Source organism: Nitratireductor mangrovi (assembly GCF_007922615.2).
Classification (GTDB): Bacteria; Pseudomonadota; Alphaproteobacteria; order Rhizobiales; family Rhizobiaceae; genus Mangrovimarina; species Mangrovimarina mangrovi.
The window spans coordinates 1,123,813-1,137,201 of sequence record NZ_CP042301.2; the positions used below are offsets into that span (position 1 = coordinate 1,123,813).

The following is a 13,389-nucleotide window of genomic DNA, read 5'->3' on the forward strand; positions in this document are numbered from 1 at the left end:
GAAAATAGGTCGCTCCCAAGCGTTCTTGCGCCTGCCTACTTCTCCAGCCGCGCCAGGAGCGAGGAGGTGTCCCAGCGCCTGCCGCCCATCGCCTGCACGTCCTTGTAGAACTGGTCGACAAGCGCGGTCACCGGCAGTTTGGCGCCGTTGCGGTCGGCCTCGGCCAGGCAGATGCCGAGGTCCTTGCGCATCCAGTCGACCGCGAAGCCGAAATCGTATTTGCCGGCGTTCATGGTCTTGTGGCGGTTTTCCATCTGCCAGGAGCCGGCCGCGCCCTTGGAGATGACGTCGATGACGTTGTCGATGTCGAGGCCGGCCTTCTTGCCGAAATGGATGCCCTCGGCCAGTCCCTGCACCAGCCCGGCGATGCAGATCTGGTTGATCATCTTGGTCAGCTGGCCGGCGCCCGCCGGTCCCATCAGCCCGACCATGCGGGCATACGCGTCGATCACCGGCTTCGCCTTGTCGAAGGTTGCCTGCTCGCCGCCGACCATCACGGTCAGGACGCCGTTTTCCGCGCCGGCTTGTCCGCCGGAAACAGGCGCGTCGAGGAAGCCGAAGCCGCCAGCCTTCGCCGCCGCGTCGAGTTCGCGCGCGACCTCGGCCGAAGCCGTCGTGTTGTCGATGAAGACCGCGCCCTTTTTCATGGTGGCGAAGGCGCCGTCCTCTCCCAGCGTGACCGAGCGCAGATCGTCGTCGTTGCCGACACATGAAAAGACGAAGTCCTGGCCTTCGGCCGCAGCCGCCGGCGTCGAGGCAAGGCCGCCGCCATGCTCCTCGACCCATTTCGCAGCCTTTTCGGCGGTCCGGTTATAGACAGTCACCTCGTGGCCGCCCTTGTTCTTCAAGTGCCCGGCCATCGGGTAACCCATCACGCCGAGACCCAGAAATGCGACTTTGGCCATGCGGCCCTCCATTCTTTCGGTTGCGCTTCCCGGCCTGCCGCGCGTCAGCGCTTCAGATGCCGGGTGAGGCGGTTTTCGATCAGGTTCCAGATATTGCGCAAGGTTTCCACGATGACGAGGTAGAAGATCGCCGCCCAGATATAGGTCTGGAAATCGTAGGTGCGCGAATAGGCGCGGCGCGTCTCGCCCATCAGGTCGTAGACGGTGGCAAGCGCCACGATCGCCGAGCCCTTGATCATCAGGATGATCTCGTTGCCGTAGGGCCTGAGCGCCACGATCATCGCTTGCGGCAGGATGACCTTGTACATGGTCTGGAACCGTCCGAGGCCGAGGGCCGCGGCACCCTCCCATTGTCCTTTCGGCACGCTTTCGATGGCGCCGCGCAGGATCTCCGCCTGATAGGCGGCGGTGTTGAGCGCGAAAGCGAAGACGGCGCAGTTCCAGGCCTCGCGGAAGAAGGCCCAGAGGCCGACGGCCTCCAACTGCGGCCGGAACGAGCCAAGCCCGTAATAGATCAGGAACAGCTGCGCGATCAGCGGCGTGCCGCGAAACACGTAGACATAGGCGAAGGCAAGCCGGCTCAGGACCGGATTTGTCGACATGCGCCCGATCGCGACGGGAATTGAAAGGACGGCGCCGATCAGGATCGAGATGCCGACCAGTTGCAGCGTAACGAGCAGGCCGGAAATGTAGCTCGGCCCGTATTTGGCGACCTTCTCCGGCGCCCACGCCAGAACCAGGTACCAGGCAAGCAGCACGCCGGCGATCAGCCAGAAGGCGAGGGTAACGTTGCCGGCGATGCGCGCCGGTGTCCATGGACGCGCCGGGGCGGGCGGCCGCACGGTGTCTGCGATGCTGTCGAGCGCGCTCACCGGGCCGCCTCGCCGCGTTTGGCTGCCGCCTCGATGCGGCCGAGCACTACGGAGGAAATCAGCGCCAGCACCAGGTAAAGCAGTGCCGCCAGCCCGAAGAACAGGAAGGCTTCCTTGGTGTTGCGCGCCGCCACCCCTGTCTGGCGCAATATGTCGGTGAGGCCGATCGCCGAGACCAGAGCAGTGTCCTTCAGCAGGATCATCCACAGATTGGAGAGGCCCGGGAGCGCGATGCGGATCAGCTGCGGCAGCACCACCAGCTGCATCACCTTGCCATGATGCAGGCCGAGCGCGTAGCCGCCTTCATACTGGCCGCGCGGAATGGCCCGGAACGCCGACAGGAACACCTCGCTGGCGAAGGCGGAAAACACGAAGGCCAGCGCGATGACGCCGGCCAGGAAGGCGTTGATCTCGATGCCGGTCTCGATGCCGACGGCGCGAAAGACCTGCTGGAAGCCGATCTGCAGGCCGAAATAGACCAGGAACAGCGTCAGCAATTCCGGCAGGCCGCGAAAGATGGTCGTGTAGATGTCGGCCGCCAGCCGGAACGTCCATTCCTCGCTCTGCTTGGCGAGCGCGATCAGGAAACCGACGAAGAGTCCGACCGGCAGGGTGGCGAGCGCCAGCGTTACCGTGGTGACGACGCCGAGGGCGATTTCGTCGCCCCAGCCCTGGTCGCCGAAGCTCAGAAGTGTCAGGTATGTGTCCATGAGACCGTCGGCCTGCCCCCACCGGTGCCCCGGCGGAGAGAGGGGCCGGGCAGGTTAGCCCGTCCGGCCCCGGCCTTCATTCGGCGTCAGCCGCCATAGACATCAACGTCAAAGTACTTGTCGTTGATTTCCTTGTATTTTCCGTTCTCGCGGATCGCCTTGATGGCGGCCGAGAACTTGTCGGCCAGCTCGGTTTCGCCCTTGCGCACCGCGATGCCGGCGCCTTCGCCGTTGATCACCGGGTCCGGCGTCAGCGTCGACAGGATCTTGCAGCAGGCGCCGTCGTCGGTCTTCAGCCATTCCGAAAGCACGATGACGTCGTCGATCACGGCGTCGATACGGCCGTTGGCGATGTCGAGCTTGTATTCGTCAGGCGTCGGATAAAGCTTCAGGTCGGTCGACGGCAGCTTTTCCTCGGCATAGTTGGAGTGCGTGGTCGAGGATTGCGCGCCCAGCGCCTTGCCGGCGAGTGCCGCGTCCGTCGCTTCGGTGATGTCGCTGTCCTTGGGCACGGCGATCGCCGGCGGCGTGTTGTAGTACTTTTCGCTGAAGTCGACCTTTTCCTTGCGCTCGTCGGTGATCGACATGGACGCGATGATGGCGTCGAACTTGCCGGCCTGAAGTGCCGGGATGATGCCGTCCCAGTCCTGCGTGACGAATTCGCAGTCGGCCTTCATCTCCTCGCAGAGCGCCTTGGCGATGTCGATGTCGAACCCGACCAGCGAGCCGTCGGCCTCGAGATTGTTGAACGGAGGATAGGCGCCCTCTGTGCCGATCTTGAGCTTCATCATGTCCTGGGCATGTGCCGCGCCGAGGGAAAGGGCAAGGAAGGCGGCCGAAGCGGTGATCGCCAGACGCTGGTGAATACGCATGTTGTTCCTCTCTGTTTATTGGCTGGCTTGCGCCCCCGCGCCGCCCGCGATGTTGGGCGGGCGCCGAAACGCGCGCCGAAACCCGATACTCCCATTGTTGTTGCGGGAAATGCAACCGCAAAGGACATGCCTTCGCGGGCCTGGTCGCGATCAGCTTCGGGCTCTGGCGAGGCCGCACGCGCTTTCGATGAAGTCGGCAATGGCCCGGATGTCGTCGAGCGCGAACACCGGCACGTTCTCGTTATCGATCGGGTGGTCGCTCGCGACCGCGACGACGTTGGGCGATATCGCGGTCAGCGGCTCGCGGCTGCGCGCTTCGAGCCGCCGTGTCTCGATCTTCGGATGGGCGTCGCGCTTGTAGCCTTCCACCAGCACCAGATCGCAGGGCGACAGCCGTGCCAGGACGTCGTCGAGCGACGGCTCGTTTTCGCCTTCCAGCTCGTGCATCAGCGCCCAGCGCCGGCCGGAAACGATCGCCACCTCGCCGGCGCCGGCCTGGCGATGGCGAAAGGAATCGGTGCCTTCGTGATCGATGTCGAACTCATGGTGCGCGTGCTTGACCGTCGAGACCGTGTAGCCGCGGCGCCGGAACTCGCTGACCAGCGCGGTGGTCAGCGCCGTCTTGCCGGAATTCTTCCAGCCGGTGATGCCGAATACGCGCTGTGCCGTCATTGCGTCTCTCTCGCAAGACGCCGCACCTCGTCGAGATCGTCCGGCGTGTTGACGTTGAAGAACGGATCGATCTTTCCGGCGGCCGTTTCCAGTTCAGCGAACTCGAGCGCTGCCGTCTCATGCCGGGCACAGAAGGCAGCGACGCTGAGATCGTCGGCTTTCGACAAGAAGTCCGCAAGTTCGTCGGCAAGCTCAGTGCGCCAGAGGCCGAAGACCGGATGCAACTGGCCGCCCGAGGCGGCGAGCACGATGGACGCTCCCGCGCTTTGCCGTGCAGTCGCCATGCGCGCCACCAGGTCTTGCGGAAAGAACGGCGTGTCGGTGGCCACGCTCGCCAGGCTATCGAATCCTTCGTTCGCGGCCCAGACCAGGCCGGTGTGAAGCCCGGCGAGCGGGCCGCGATGGCCGGGTATAAAGTCCGCAAGCACGGGCCGCTTCAAATCGGCGAAAAGGGACGGGTCGGCGTTGGAACTGATTGCCGTCTTCGCCACCTGCGGTCTCAGGCGCGCTGTGGCGCGCGCGACCAGCGTTTGACCGCCAAGTTCGAGGAACGCCTTGTCGGCGCCGCCCATGCGTTGCGAACGCCCACCGGCCAGAACGAGACCTGCGACGCCGTCTGCCATTCTATGTCACCAGCGGGCCTTCGCGGCGGTCGATCGAGACGCCGTAAAGCGTGGCGAGAACCGCGGCGGCCGAGGAAAGCATCATCACCCACAGCAAGGGTGCGGCGCCGCTTTCGGCAGACAGCAGCGCGCCGGCCACGACCGCGAGCGCGGCGCCGCCGCCGATCTGCATGGCGCCGCCGAGGCCCGAGGCCGACCCAGCCAGGTGCGGCCGTACGCTGACGATGCCGGCATTGGCGTTGGGAAGCGCGACGCCGTTGCCGACGCCGACCAGTGTCGCCGGCCCGAACAGGGATGCCGGGTGCACGTAGCCTGCGGCGAACAGCACGATCGATATGCACATGCCGCCGGTCGAGATGAGGTTGCCGGCAAGCATCATGCGGTTGATGCCGATACGGCTCGACAGGCGCCCGGAGGTAAAGTTGCCGGCCATGTAGCCGACCGAGATCAGCATGAAATAGAGCCCGTACTCGGACGGACGCAGATCCAGCATCTCGGTCGACACGTAGGGCCCGCCCCCCAGAAAGGCGAAGAAGGCGCCGGAAGTGAAGGCGGCGGTCAGTGCGTAGGCCCAGAAGCGCCGCGACCGTAGCAGTTCCGGATAGGCGCGGAACTGCGCCAGGAAGCTCGGCGAAGGCTGCTGGTTGGTCTCGTTGAGGTCGAAATAGACGATACCGAAGGCGACGATGCCGAAGACGAGGGTGAGCACGAAGGTTGACTGCCAGCCATACCATTCGTCGAGATAACCGCCGATCACCGGGCCGATCATCGGCACCAGCGACATCCCCATCACCACATAGGCGATCTTGCTGGCCGCTTCCGTGGCGCTCACCGTGTCGCGAACGATGGCGCGCGACAGCACCATGCCGGCAGCCGAAAAGGCCTGAAGCAGGCGGCAGACAAGCAGGATCTCGATGGTCGGCGCATAAAGTGCGGCAATCGTTCCGACGATGAAGATGACGAAGCAGGTCAGCATCACTGGCCGGCGGCCGAAACGGTCGGAGGCGGGACCGATGAAAAGCTGCAGGATGGCCGTCGCCGCCAGGTAGAGCGACACCAGCAGTTGCACCACCGCGTAGTCGGCGGAAAAGTGCCTGGCGATCGTCGGCAGCGACGGCAGGAAGATGTTCATCGCCAGCGCGCCGGTCGCGGTCGCGATGACCAGCGTGACGATGTGCGGCGAACGCACGGCCTGGCGCCGGTCGGTCATGGCGCGGCCTTTCGCACGGAGCAACCCCTCACAGCCCGTCCGGTCCCATGGCCGGGCTGGTGCTTTCGGCGGCGGGCAGCCGACGCCCGCGGATCTGTTCGCGGTAGAGCGTGAACAGGCCGGAGCCGACGACGAAGGAGGCGCCGAGGATCATTAGCGCGTCGGGCACCTCGCCAAAGACGAGGTAGCCGAGCAGGATCGCCCACAGCAGCGCAGTGTACCGGTAGGGCGCGATGAAGGAGACCTCGCCGGTGCGCATCGAAAGAATGATGCAGTGGTAGCCGATCAGCACCAGCACTGCCGCGCCGGCGAGAAGCAGCACGTTTTCCGTGTCGAGCGGCTGCCAGCCGCCCATCGGCGCAAACAGGAAGGCGCCGACGATGGTGACGGCGAGCGCGCTGAAGGTCGAGACGAGCAAGGTCGGCACCGACTGGTCGATGCGCTTGGTGGCCAGGTCGCGCACGGCGCAGAAGAAGACCGCCAGCAGTGCCAGCAGCGACAGCGCCTCGAAGCCTTCCAGCCCGGGCCGGATGATGATCAGCACGCCGACGAAGCCGGCCGTGATCGCTGTCCAGCGTCGCCAGCCGACCGGCTCGGCAAGGACCAGCGCGGCGCCCATGGTCACTGCCAGCGGCAGCGCCTGCAGGATCGCCGAGACGTTGGCGAGCGGCAGTTGCGCGAGCGCGGTGAGGAAGGAGACCGTCGCGCCGACTTCGCCCGCCACCCGCAGCAGCACCATCGGCGACAGCGCGCCGCGCAACTCGCGCAGCGCGCCGCTGTGCCAGGCAAGAAGCGCGACCATCGCGGTCGCGAATACGCCACGCACCAGCATGATCTGGCCCATGTTCATGTCGGCGCTGACCGCCTTCACCACGGCGTCGTTCAAAGTGAAGCCGGCCATGGCGATGACCATGAAAAGCGCGCCGCGCAGATTGGGAGAGAGGGGCAAGGGCGTGGCTTCCGCAAGAAAACTGGCCCGGATGTAGCAACAGTTCCCGGAATCGCAACCGCAAACGACTATGCCAGCGCGCGGACGAGGCCGAGGCTGTCTTCAGGCGGATGCCGACGGCGCGCCTTATTCGGGCGTCAGGACTTCCGTGCCGACGCCTTCCTGTCCGGCGATGGTCCAAAGCCCGTTGAGGCTGCCGTCCGGCAACACCTTGTAGATGACCAGGCCGAAGATGTCGCCCATGACGTAGGCGGCGGCGAAAGCGTCGCCGTTGCGGCTGCAGATGCCGCCTGCGGTGGTGGAGCCGGTCTCCCAGACGATCTCGCAGGTCGTCTCGCTGGTCAGCGAGATCTCGACCGAACCCTCGTAGGGCGAGCCGTCGAGATTGGTGCCTTCGGCGGAGTAGCTGCCGCCGATCGACTGGGCATGAAGCGGCGCGCAGGTGAAGGCCAGCGCCAGGGCCGAGGCGATGATGTTTTTCATGTCGGAAGATCCCCGCGATCCGGGATCGGACCGCGCCGGCAGCCTATCCGAAGCCGCGTACGGCGTAAATTGGTGCGGCGTGCGATCGCGCGCGGGCGAACGCGGCTACGGCCCCTTGAGGCTCTTGCCCATGTCGGCGATGTAGGGTTCGTATTTCGGCTTCAGGTCGGTCGGGAAGCGCAGCAGCATGGCGTGGATCACGTCGTTGGCGCCGAACTCGAAGCGGTCATAGAAGATGTCGCCCTCGACATAACCCGACAGCACCACCCAATTGTCCTTGACGCGCCGGTAGGTCACCTCGAAACCCTCGCGCCCGGCGGGCTCGCTCGCCGTGTCGGCGAATTCCTCCGGCGTCTGCATCAGCGCGTTGTTGAAAGCGTAGATGGCCAGGCTGGCGCCGTCGTCGGAAAGCCATGTCATGCCGTCGCCGTTCTCCGGCGGTTCCATCGCCTGACGGAAGATCTCGGCCGGGAAGGTGATCGAGGTGCCGAAGCGCGAATTCTTGTAGGTCAGCGTGTCGGCCAGCGCCGGCGCCGCGACGACGAGGCCCGCCATGACTGAAAACAGGAAACGCATGGTCATGGCCGGTCCTCCTCCCAGGCCCAGGCGTCAGCCTCCGGTGACGCTCATGTGGCGCGATACCGACGGGCGCTGCGTGCGCCGGTCGATGATGAAGTCATGGCCCTTGGGCTTGCGGCCGATCGCTTCGTCGATCGCCTGCGCCAGCAACTCGTTGCCCTCCGAGGCGCGCAGCGGCGCGCGCAGGTCGGCGGCGTCCTCCTGGCCGAGGCACATGTAGAGCGTGCCGGTGCAGGTCAGCCGCACCCGGTTGCAGCTTTCGCAGAAATTATGCGTCATCGGGGTGATGAAGCCGAGCCGGCCGCCGGTTTCGCCAACCTCGACATATCGCGCCGGCCCGCCGGTCTTGAAGGGGATGTCGGTCAGCGTGAACTCGCGCTCCAGCATGGAACGCATCAGTGACAGCGGCAGATACTGGTCGGTGCGGTCGGCATCGATCTCGCCCATCGGCATGGTCTCGATCAGCGTCAGGTCCATGCCGCGGCCATGCGCCCAGCGTAGCATGTCCGGGATTTCGGCGTCGTTGAAGCCTTTGAGGGCGACGGCATTGATCTTGACCTTGAGCCCGGCACGCTCGGCCGCTTCCAGCCCCTCCATCACGCGGCCGAAATGGCCCCAGCGGGTGATCTGCCGGAACTTGTCGGGATCGAGCGTATCGAGCGAGACATTGATGCGCTTCACCCCGCAATCGGCCAGTTCGCCGGCGAAGCGGGCAAGCTGCGAGCCGTTGGTGGTGAGCGTCAGTTCGTCGAGCGCGCCGCTCTTCAGGTGCCGTGACAGTTCGCGTACCAGATGCATGATGTTCTTGCGCACCAGGGGCTCGCCGCCGGTCAGCCTCAGCTTTTTCACGCCCTTTTCGATGAAGGCGGTGCACAGCCGGTCGAGTTCCTCAAGCGACAGCAGGTCCTTCTTGGGCAGGAACGTCATGTCCTCCGCCATGCAATAGGTGCAGCGGAAATCGCAGCGGTCGGTCACCGAGACGCGCAGATATTCGATCGCGCGTCCGAAAGGATCGATCATGGAGCTGGCGGTGGCCGTCATTTCCCGGTCCTGTTGCTGGCATTCGGGGCTTGTGTGTCGCATATGGTGGCGGCACCGGCCCGATATCAACGCTGGTAGCATTTCCGCTGTATCTGACGCAATATATCGCTGGGTCGAAACAGTTCCAACGGAATGCCTTCAAGAGGCCGTGAACCCAACCAGGCGGACGAGGGCACTCGGCCCGCCGCGACGGAGAAAGTGCCAAAAAATGTCCGCCCCGAAGGAATTGCGCGTTGCGAAGGACCGCCGGCTTTTGACGGTCCGCTTCGCGGACGAGGCCCACGAGCTTCCGGCGGAAATGCTGCGCGTGCTGTCGCCGTCGGCCGAGGTGCAGGGCCATTCGCCCGAGCAGCGCATCACCGTCGCCGGCAAGCGGGACGTCGCCATCAGCCGCATCGAGCCGGTCGGCAATTATGCCGTGCGCATCATCTTCGACGATGGTCACGACACCGGCATCTTCACCTGGACCTATCTGCGCACGCTGGGCCGCGAGAAGCAGGCGCGTTGGCAGGCCTATCTCGACGAGTTGGAGGAAAAGCGGCTCAGGCGCTGACCCTCACGGACAGTCGCTCGGCGCCAGGTAGCGGCGCTTCGCCCAGCCCGACACGACGCGGTCGCCGTCATAATGGGTGATGCGGCACCAGCGGCTCGGCAGCGGCCGGTGCGAGGGCGTGCAGGGGCCGTCGCCGGCGATGATGCCGTGGTTGCCTGGCCGCAGCATCTCCACGATCGAGGCGCTCGCCGAGGCCCGGCTGCGCACGTTGAGCACGTCCCAGCTCTCGACATTGACGACCTGGTAGCATCCGGGCCCGGACGTGGCCTGGGCGGGCAGGGCGGTGGCCAGCAGGCAAAGGGCGGACGCCGCCATCGCGGCACGCAATCCTGTCATCATGGCGTTGTCTCCGTCTGAAACGCGGGCCCCGGAGCCGGCATGTGGTAGCTCAGCCAGCCTCGAGCATGTCGAGCACCGGGCAGGCGGCTGATTCCTCACTTGCGCAGCGGCCGACCGTGTCGGAAAGGATGCGCTCCAGCCGCGAAAGGTCGGCGAGCTTGGCGCGGACCTCGTCAAGATGTGCCTGCGCGATGCGCTCCACCTCGGCGCAGCTTGCTTCCTCGGGCGATGCCAGCGCCAGCATGGCGCGGATGTCGGCGATGCCGAAGCCCAGTTCGCGCCCGCGGCGGATGAAGGCCAGCGTCCGTCGGTGGCTGTCGTCATAGACCCGGCGCCCGGCCGCCGTCCGCGGCGGGGCATCGAGGAGGCCGACGCGCTCGTAATAGCGGATCGTTTCGATGTTCACGCCGGTGCGGCGCGACAGGCGGCCGATCGCCATGCCGACCGCTCGCGATTCCGTGATCTCTGCCACGTTACAAACCCCTTGTTTCTGTAGTCGCTACAGCATGTACCGTTGCTTCATGTCGAGCAACCATGTGCATCGCGACATTCCGCAAACCGCCGCGACGGAGACGCCGCCGGGCCCGTTTCTGGCCGTCATCGGGGCGCTGTCGGGCGGCATGGCAGCAACAGCCTGCTGCATCGTGCCGCTGGTGCTGTTCGGGCTCGGCATAGGTGGCGCCTGGATCGGCACGCTGACGGCGCTGGCGCCCTATCAGCCGCTGTTCCTGGGCGTCGCGGCGTTGTCGATCGGCTACGGCTACTGGCGCATGCGCCGTGACCGGGCGTCGGCCTGCGCCACCGACGGAGCCTGCGCGCGACCGCTGTCGCGGACATTCATGAGCATCGCGCTTGGCGCTGCGCTCGTCCTCGTCGCCGCCGCGATCGGCTTCGACATCGTCGCGCCTGCTCTGCTTGGGCTTTGAAAGGAGGTTTTGATGCTGTTGCGTTCTCTGGTCGTGCCGGCACTACTGGCCGTGACCCTCCCGGCGGTCGCCGCCGAACGGACCGCGGTGCTCGAGGTCGAAAACATGTATTGCGCAACTTGCCCCTATATCGTGCGGGAGGCGCTCCTGAGGGTCGAGGGTGTGGCCAATGTTGCGGTCTCGCTCGACGAACGCACCGCCACCGTCGTTTACGACGACACGACTGCCGATCTCGACGCGCTGTCGGCGGCCGCCACCGACGCCGGCTATCCGGCGCGGGCGAGGCGGTGACGTGGTCGCGCTCCGTTCGACGCTGACCTGCCCGCGTTGCGGCATTCGCGAGACCTGCGAAATGCCGGTCGACGCCTGCATGTTCTTCCACGAATGCAGCGGCTGCGGCGAACTGCTGAGGCCGCTGGCCGGCGATTGCTGTGTCTTCTGCTCTTACGGCACGGTGCCGTGCCCGCCGGTGCAGGAGGCCGGCGCCGCGGCCTGCTGTGCTCCCGATACGCCGCCTGCTAGCGGCGCGTCGTGAGATTGGGCAGGAAGATCGTCAACAGGCCCAGCAGCGGCAGGTAGGAGCAGACCTGGTAGACGAAGTCGATGCCTTTCGCGTCGGCGACGACGCCGAGCACGGCCGCGCCGAGCCCGCCAAGCCCGAAGGCGAAGCCGAAGAACAGCCCCGCCACCATGCCGACCCGGCCCGGCAACAGTTCCTGCGCGAAGACGACGATCTGCGGGAAGGCGGAGGACAGGATCAGCCCGATCATGATCGTCAGCACCGGCGTCCAGGCATAACTCGAATAGGGCAGGGCCAGCGTGAACGGCAGCACGCCGAGGATCGAGAACCAGATTACCGTCTTGGAGCCGAAGCGGTCGCCGATCGGCCCGCCGAGGATGGTGCCGGCAGCGGCCGCGCCGAGGAAGATGAACAGGAGGATCTGCGATTCCTGCACCGTCACCCCGAAGCGCTCGATAACGAAGAAGGTGTAGTAGCTGCTGATCGAGGCCAGGTAGACATGCTTGGAAAAGACCAGCATGACCAGGATGGCAAGCGTGAAGGCCACCTTGCCTCTGGTGAGGTCGAGGCTCGCAGTTGGCGCCGGGCGGCTTGCGGCACGGCGGCGATAGGCCGAATACCAGCCGCCGACCCGCCACAGGATGATCATGCCGGCGAGCGCGGCGAGCGAGAACCAGGCAACCGAGCCCTGGCCGCGCGGCACCACGATGAAGGCGGCGAGCAGTGGTCCGATCGCGGTGCCGACATTGCCGCCGACCTGGAACAGCGCCTGCGCCATGCCGTAACGTCCGCCCGAGGCGAAGCGCGCCACCCGCGAGGATTCGGGGTGGAACACGGCCGAGCCGATGCCGACGAACGCCGCGCCCAACAGCAACAGCGGGTAGGTCGCGGCGGTGGCGAGCAGGATCAGCCCGAACATCGTCGAGCCCATGCCGAAAGGCAGCGAGTAGGGCATCGGGCGCCTGTCGGTGGTCATGCCGACCGCCGGCTGCAGCAGCGACGCGGTGACCTGGAAGGTCATGGTCAGAAGCCCGATCTGCCAGAAGTCGAGCCCGTAATCGGCCTTCAGCATCGGGTAGATCGCCGCCAGCAGCGACTGCATGACGTCGTTGAGCAGGTGGCAGAAGCTGACCGCCAGGAGCACGGCGTAGACCGTGCGTTCCTGCGAGATCGGTGCTGACTGGGCGGTGGTATCGGTCAATGCGGGCTCCATCGGCGCGCGGGCTGGAGCCCGCGAGGCACGCTTATACGCCGCTTGCAAATGACCTTCTTTGCTGATCTGGTCGAGTTGTTTTGCAAGTGGGCCATATACGATGACCAGATTCGAGCGCGATTCGACGGAAACGGCGCGGCTGCGCGAACTGCGCCACGCCTGGCTGGAGGCGGCCGGCGGCGCCGTCATCGTGCATGCCAACGACTATCCGAATGCCTATGCCGTGAAGGCGCATCGCCACGGCCGCGCGCAGCTCCTGCATGCGCGCTCCGGTGTGGTGCTGGTCAAGACCGGTCTCGGCCACTGGATGGTGCCGGCCGGCCACGCCATCTGGATCCCGGCCGGGATCATGCATGCCGTCGACATGCTCGGCGGGGTCAGCATGCTGTCGGCCTATGTGAAGCCTCAGGCGCTCGACGGCCTGCCGCGCGACCTGCGCGTCGTCGCCATGACGCCGCTGATGCGCGGACTTTTGACCGAGGCGGCTTCGCTGGACTTCGAGGCGCCGGCGGACGCGCGCGCCGCGCTGATCCTCGACCTCGTGCTGCACGAGATTCCGAGGCTCGCCGAAATGCCGCTCGGCCTGCCGTTCCCGGCAGACGAGCGCATGGCGGCGCTCTGCCGCGACTATCTCGCAGCACCGCGCCCCGACGTCACCATCGACGGCTGGGCCGGCAGGCTCGGCATGAGCCGGCGCACCTTCACCCGCCGCTTTCAGCGCGAGACAGGGGTCAGCCTCTCCTTGTGGCGCCAGCAGGCGAGCCTTTTCGCCGCCTTGCCGAAGCTCGCCGCGGGCGAGGCGGTGACCAATGTGGCGCTTGACCTCGGCTATGAAAGCGTCGCCGCCTTCACCACCATGTTCCGCCGCATGCTGGGTTCGCCGCCGCGCAGCTATCTGTCGGCCAACCTGGCGGCGGAGTGA

19 protein-coding genes are annotated in these 13,389 nt (G+C 66.0%); 5 read left to right on the top strand and 14 right to left on the bottom strand.

The annotated features are described in order from the left end of the window. Positions 1–35 precede the first annotated feature (35 nt). The 11 genes from FQ775_RS05450 to moaA all read right to left on the bottom strand — a co-directional run bounded on the left by FQ775_RS05450 (position 36) and on the right by moaA (position 8,916). Positions 36–905, bottom strand: a complete 870-nt coding sequence (locus tag FQ775_RS05450) for an NAD(P)-dependent oxidoreductase (protein ID WP_146298411.1) — start codon at positions 903–905, stop codon at positions 36–38. 44 nt (positions 906–949) lie between these two features. Next, positions 950–1,777: an ABC transporter permease gene (locus FQ775_RS05455; protein WP_246730270.1), complete on the bottom strand. Its 828-nt coding sequence runs from the start codon at positions 1,775–1,777 to the stop codon at positions 950–952. Next, positions 1,774–2,487 (bottom strand): ABC transporter permease, encoded by a 714-nt coding sequence (locus tag FQ775_RS05460; RefSeq protein ID WP_146298412.1) that lies wholly within the window; start codon positions 2,485–2,487, stop codon positions 1,774–1,776. The genes FQ775_RS05455 and FQ775_RS05460 overlap by 4 nt, the downstream gene beginning before the upstream one ends. Before the next feature lie 86 nt (positions 2,488–2,573). Further along, the gene (locus FQ775_RS05465) at positions 2,574–3,359 is read right to left on the bottom strand and encodes an ABC transporter substrate-binding protein (protein ID WP_146298413.1); all 786 of its coding nucleotides are present in this window, start codon (positions 3,357–3,359) and stop codon (positions 2,574–2,576) included. Positions 3,360–3,509: 150 nt separating this feature from the next. Continuing rightward, the gene (mobB, locus tag FQ775_RS05470) at positions 3,510–4,031 is read right to left on the bottom strand and encodes a molybdopterin-guanine dinucleotide biosynthesis protein B (RefSeq protein WP_146298414.1); all 522 of its coding nucleotides are present in this window, start codon (positions 4,029–4,031) and stop codon (positions 3,510–3,512) included. Next, entirely contained in the window at positions 4,028–4,654 is a 627-nt protein-coding gene (gene mobA, locus FQ775_RS05475; protein ID WP_146298415.1) for a molybdenum cofactor guanylyltransferase MobA, read from the bottom strand. Before mobA ends, mobB begins: the two co-directional genes overlap by 4 nt. 1 nt (position 4,655) lies before the next feature. Further along, positions 4,656–5,864, bottom strand: a complete 1,209-nt coding sequence (locus FQ775_RS05480; protein WP_146298416.1) for a multidrug effflux MFS transporter — start codon at positions 5,862–5,864, stop codon at positions 4,656–4,658. Between the two features lie 28 nt (positions 5,865–5,892). Beyond that, the gene (locus FQ775_RS05485) at positions 5,893–6,813 is read right to left on the bottom strand and encodes a DMT family transporter (protein ID WP_146298417.1); all 921 of its coding nucleotides are present in this window, start codon (positions 6,811–6,813) and stop codon (positions 5,893–5,895) included. A 126-nt stretch (positions 6,814–6,939) separates the two neighbouring features. Further along, a complete protein-coding gene (locus FQ775_RS05490; RefSeq protein WP_146298418.1) occupies positions 6,940–7,296 on the bottom strand; it encodes a hypothetical protein in 357 nt (118 codons plus the stop codon). Between the two features lie 105 nt (positions 7,297–7,401). Beyond that, positions 7,402–7,878, bottom strand: a complete 477-nt coding sequence (locus FQ775_RS05495; RefSeq protein ID WP_146298419.1) for a hypothetical protein — start codon at positions 7,876–7,878, stop codon at positions 7,402–7,404. Positions 7,879–7,905: 27 nt separating this feature from the next. Continuing rightward, complete coding sequence (gene moaA, locus FQ775_RS05500) at positions 7,906–8,916, bottom strand: GTP 3',8-cyclase MoaA (RefSeq protein WP_146298420.1); 1,011 nt, start codon at positions 8,914–8,916, stop codon at positions 7,906–7,908. Between the two features lie 208 nt (positions 8,917–9,124). Here moaA and FQ775_RS05505 point away from each other — a divergent pair, with 208 nt between their 5' ends. Then, complete coding sequence (locus FQ775_RS05505; protein WP_146298421.1) at positions 9,125–9,469, top strand: gamma-butyrobetaine hydroxylase family protein; 345 nt, start codon at positions 9,125–9,127, stop codon at positions 9,467–9,469. 3 nt (positions 9,470–9,472) lie between these two features. Here the strand turns inward: FQ775_RS05505 and FQ775_RS05510 are convergent, their stop codons facing one another. Continuing rightward, positions 9,473–9,808 carry an SH3 domain-containing protein gene (locus FQ775_RS05510; RefSeq protein ID WP_146298422.1) on the bottom strand — a complete coding sequence of 112 codons (336 nt, stop codon included), beginning with the start codon at positions 9,806–9,808 and terminating at the stop codon, positions 9,473–9,475. A gap of 49 nt (positions 9,809–9,857) precedes the next feature. Then, positions 9,858–10,280 carry a MerR family transcriptional regulator gene (locus FQ775_RS05515; RefSeq protein WP_349291500.1) on the bottom strand — a complete coding sequence of 141 codons (423 nt, stop codon included), beginning with the start codon at positions 10,278–10,280 and terminating at the stop codon, positions 9,858–9,860. 49 nt (positions 10,281–10,329) lie between these two features. On the opposite strand from FQ775_RS05515, the gene FQ775_RS05520 reads away from it, so the two are divergent. Genes FQ775_RS05520 through FQ775_RS05530 form a run of 3 tightly spaced genes read left to right on the top strand, consistent with a single transcriptional unit; the run spans position 10,330 to position 11,269 of the window. Continuing rightward, positions 10,330–10,734, top strand: coding sequence for a mercuric transporter MerT family protein (locus FQ775_RS05520; protein WP_246730271.1), 405 nt, complete (start codon positions 10,330–10,332; stop codon positions 10,732–10,734). Between the two features lie 12 nt (positions 10,735–10,746). Further along, the gene (locus tag FQ775_RS05525) at positions 10,747–11,025 is read left to right on the top strand and encodes a cation transporter (RefSeq protein WP_146298424.1); all 279 of its coding nucleotides are present in this window, start codon (positions 10,747–10,749) and stop codon (positions 11,023–11,025) included. 1 nt (position 11,026) lies between these two features. Next, positions 11,027–11,269: a GDCCVxC domain-containing (seleno)protein gene (locus tag FQ775_RS05530; protein ID WP_146298425.1), complete on the top strand. Its 243-nt coding sequence runs from the start codon at positions 11,027–11,029 to the stop codon at positions 11,267–11,269. Here FQ775_RS05530 and FQ775_RS05535 read toward each other — a convergent pair. After that, a complete protein-coding gene (locus FQ775_RS05535) occupies positions 11,253–12,455 on the bottom strand; it encodes an MFS transporter (protein ID WP_146298426.1) in 1,203 nt (400 codons plus the stop codon). The two genes, FQ775_RS05530 and FQ775_RS05535, sit on opposite strands and share 17 nt — an antisense overlap. A 112-nt stretch (positions 12,456–12,567) precedes the next feature. Here FQ775_RS05535 and FQ775_RS05540 point away from each other — a divergent pair, with 112 nt between their 5' ends. Then, the gene (locus FQ775_RS05540) at positions 12,568–13,389 is read left to right on the top strand and encodes an AraC family transcriptional regulator (RefSeq protein WP_146298427.1); all 822 of its coding nucleotides are present in this window, start codon (positions 12,568–12,570) and stop codon (positions 13,387–13,389) included.

What these genes read in the sequence shown, in the direction of transcription:
- FQ775_RS05490 (WP_146298418.1), bottom strand. Translation starts at nt 7,296, where the DNA reads ATGAAAAACATCATCGCCTCGGCCCTGGCGCTGGCCTTCACCTGCGCG.
- FQ775_RS05495 (WP_146298419.1), bottom strand. Translation starts at nt 7,878, where the DNA reads ATGACCATGCGTTTCCTGTTTTCAGTCATGGCGGGCCTCGTCGTCGCG.
- FQ775_RS05525 (WP_146298424.1), top strand. Translation starts at nt 10,747, where the DNA reads ATGCTGTTGCGTTCTCTGGTCGTGCCGGCACTACTGGCCGTGACCCTC.
- FQ775_RS05480 (WP_146298416.1), bottom strand. Translation starts at nt 5,864, where the DNA reads ATGACCGACCGGCGCCAGGCCGTGCGTTCGCCGCACATCGTCACGCTG.
- FQ775_RS05540 (WP_146298427.1), top strand. Translation starts at nt 12,568, where the DNA reads ATGACCAGATTCGAGCGCGATTCGACGGAAACGGCGCGGCTGCGCGAA.
- FQ775_RS05450 (WP_146298411.1), bottom strand. Translation starts at nt 905, where the DNA reads ATGGCCAAAGTCGCATTTCTGGGTCTCGGCGTGATGGGTTACCCGATG.
- FQ775_RS05520 (WP_246730271.1), top strand. Translation starts at nt 10,330, where the DNA reads ATGTCGAGCAACCATGTGCATCGCGACATTCCGCAAACCGCCGCGACG.
- FQ775_RS05460 (WP_146298412.1), bottom strand. Translation starts at nt 2,487, where the DNA reads ATGGACACATACCTGACACTTCTGAGCTTCGGCGACCAGGGCTGGGGC.
- FQ775_RS05505 (WP_146298421.1), top strand. Translation starts at nt 9,125, where the DNA reads ATGTCCGCCCCGAAGGAATTGCGCGTTGCGAAGGACCGCCGGCTTTTG.
- FQ775_RS05510 (WP_146298422.1), bottom strand. Translation starts at nt 9,808, where the DNA reads ATGATGACAGGATTGCGTGCCGCGATGGCGGCGTCCGCCCTTTGCCTG.
- FQ775_RS05465 (WP_146298413.1), bottom strand. Translation starts at nt 3,359, where the DNA reads ATGCGTATTCACCAGCGTCTGGCGATCACCGCTTCGGCCGCCTTCCTT.
- mobA (WP_146298415.1), bottom strand. Translation starts at nt 4,654, where the DNA reads ATGGCAGACGGCGTCGCAGGTCTCGTTCTGGCCGGTGGGCGTTCGCAA.
- mobB (WP_146298414.1), bottom strand. Translation starts at nt 4,031, where the DNA reads ATGACGGCACAGCGCGTATTCGGCATCACCGGCTGGAAGAATTCCGGC.
- moaA (WP_146298420.1), bottom strand. Translation starts at nt 8,916, where the DNA reads ATGACGGCCACCGCCAGCTCCATGATCGATCCTTTCGGACGCGCGATC.